2 protein-coding genes are annotated in these 2,216 nt (G+C 57.1%); both read right to left on the reverse strand.

All coding sequences use genetic code 11. The features are described 5' to 3' along the window. Positions 1–248: 248 nt before the first annotated feature. Positions 249–1,634, reverse strand: a complete 1,386-nt coding sequence (locus tag IRZ24_RS19555) for a cellulase family glycosylhydrolase (RefSeq protein ID WP_297168234.1) — start codon at positions 1,632–1,634, stop codon at positions 249–251. A gap of 207 nt (positions 1,635–1,841) precedes the next feature. Further along, positions 1,842–2,216: ABC transporter permease subunit (locus IRZ24_RS19560; RefSeq protein WP_297168237.1), on the reverse strand; the 375-nt coding region annotated here is incomplete at its 5' end.

Genomic DNA, 2,216 nt, shown 5'->3' on the forward strand with positions numbered 1-2,216 from the left:
TTCACCATTTTTCGCCGGGGGGGGGGCTCCAAAGCCACCAGAGGCTTGGCAACCGCCCGCCGCTCCTCCCGGGGACAGGGAGGCTAGTGCGAGAGCCTCACCGGCTCTCGAGGAAAGGGAGCCAGGGTCGGGTACCGCGGTGCTCAAAAGGGGGAGAAATCTGCTCGGCTCAAGCACGAGCACCGCCATATCCCAGACATTCTGTTGGCCTACCTATCTACTGGCGCTGAGCGTCTGCTAGCAGGCAATCATCGCCGGGCATACTCCTTAAGAATCTCATTGAGCGGTTCACGCTGCAGACACTGTTCGAAGCGGAAGGACTGCAACAGGCGATCAAGCTCCTCCTCGCTTAAACCAGCAAAGAGCGCCGCGAATTCCTCAAGCAGCGGCTCCGCTAGCAAAATATGGCGCACCAGTCGGCGAATGAGCCAGCCCGCCCCAAACGGGAAAGGAGTATAGTGAGGGAACTCACGCGCAAAGGTCTCCTCCAGCGGCTGCATGATATGGCGAATCTGCGTATCCAGGGTTCCCCAGGTATCGACGCCAAGGCGAGCCTTTTTCTCCAGGAATGGGCCTAACAGCTCGTTCCAGGGCGAATCAGGTGCGGTATAGACCAGCCCCTGCAGGCCGATATCTTTGTAGGTCCAGATTGCCCAGCTCACACCATGACGATGGTAGATATCCAACTGATCGCGTAGCAGTTGGTAGCGCATGGCATCGGCTTCCGGCTCGCCTCGATAGACAGGACCAAATTCACCGATCCAGATCGGGCTGCCCTTCTCACGCATAAAGGCGGTGCGCTTCAGAAAGACCTCTTCGAGAACCCTGGCATCAAAGTATTGGCCATCGGTGTAGCCTGGATAGGGACCGCCATAGATGAAGCCTGGCTCAGCATAGTCATGGGCCGTGAAGACCGTGTTGGGCCAGACCTCATGGAACATATGAAACTCTTGTGAATAGCGGTTCCCGTCGAAAAAGATGATGTGGTTGGGGTCAACTTCACGAATAGCCTCATAGAGGCGGCGATAGAACGGCTCGATCAGCTCGCCCGTGGGGTCGCCAGGCTCGTTCATCGGATTGTAGCCCGCCACCCAGGGATGATCACGATAGTGGCTGGCAAGAGCCTGCCAGAGATGTACCGTTCGGTCCTGGAAATGACGATGCTTCCAGAATAGTGCCTTATGTGTCGGATTATCGCTATGCCAATCCTGGTTTTGGTACCCCGGCAGAGCATGCAGATCGATAATGGTGTAAATTTTCTGCTCTGCGCAGAGATTGATTACACGATCCAGATGCTGGAAGCCCTCCTCTTTGATCACAAAGGGCTCCATATCCGACTCAAAGTGACGATAGTTGATCGGAATGCGCACGAGATTCAGACCTAGAGAGGCGATGAAGCGCGCATCTTCAGGACCGAAGAAGTACTCCAGGAAACGATCGAAGAAGAAACGATATTTCTCCGGGCCGAGCACCTTGTATAAGGCTTCACGCTGCGCCTCCTCATTGGCCGGATAGCCGGTAATGAAGTTCTCCATGTTCATCCAGCCACCCAGCCCGACGCCGCGCAAGATTACGGGCTGGCCCTCTGCATTGACAATCTGTGACCCCTGCGTAGTGAGCATACCTGATGTCATGCTATCCTTTCCCGTTTTCATGGTTGTAGCGAACCGCGCAGTGCCAGCCACCGCCCTGGCTACCTCGCCCTTGTATTTCCTTTTCTTTCCACGCCCCGCGCCTATGGCTTCCACCCTGGTAGACAAGACGGTGGCATTGCCTGGCCACGGCTCCCCGGAGCGGCAGCGCTACCCTGCGATTGCCGCCCCGTTAGTTGTCAGGCCGCTTCAACGGCTGAAACCGGCCAGCAAGCCCGTCAGCAACTGCCGCCGACCGAAGATGTAGAGCAAGAGCATCGGGACAGCCGAGAGGAAGACCGCCGCCATAATGGCCGGCACGTCAGCCGCATACTGTCCCTGGAAGCTCCACAAGGCAAGCGGCAACACCCGCACCTCCGGGCTTTGAGTCAGCACCAGCGGGAAGAGAAAGCCATTCCAGACCTGGATTGACTCATAGATGGTTACCGTGATCAAGGCCGGGCGCGAGAGTGGAATGACGAGCCGCCAGAGAATCTGCAGATGGCTGGCTCCATCCAGGCGCATTGCCTCATGCAGCTCGGAAGGGATATCACGAATGAAGGTCACCAGTACCAGCACCGACAA

Source organism: Thermogemmatispora sp., from assembly GCF_019683755.1.
Classification (GTDB): Bacteria; Chloroflexota; Ktedonobacteria; order Ktedonobacterales; family Ktedonobacteraceae; genus Thermogemmatispora.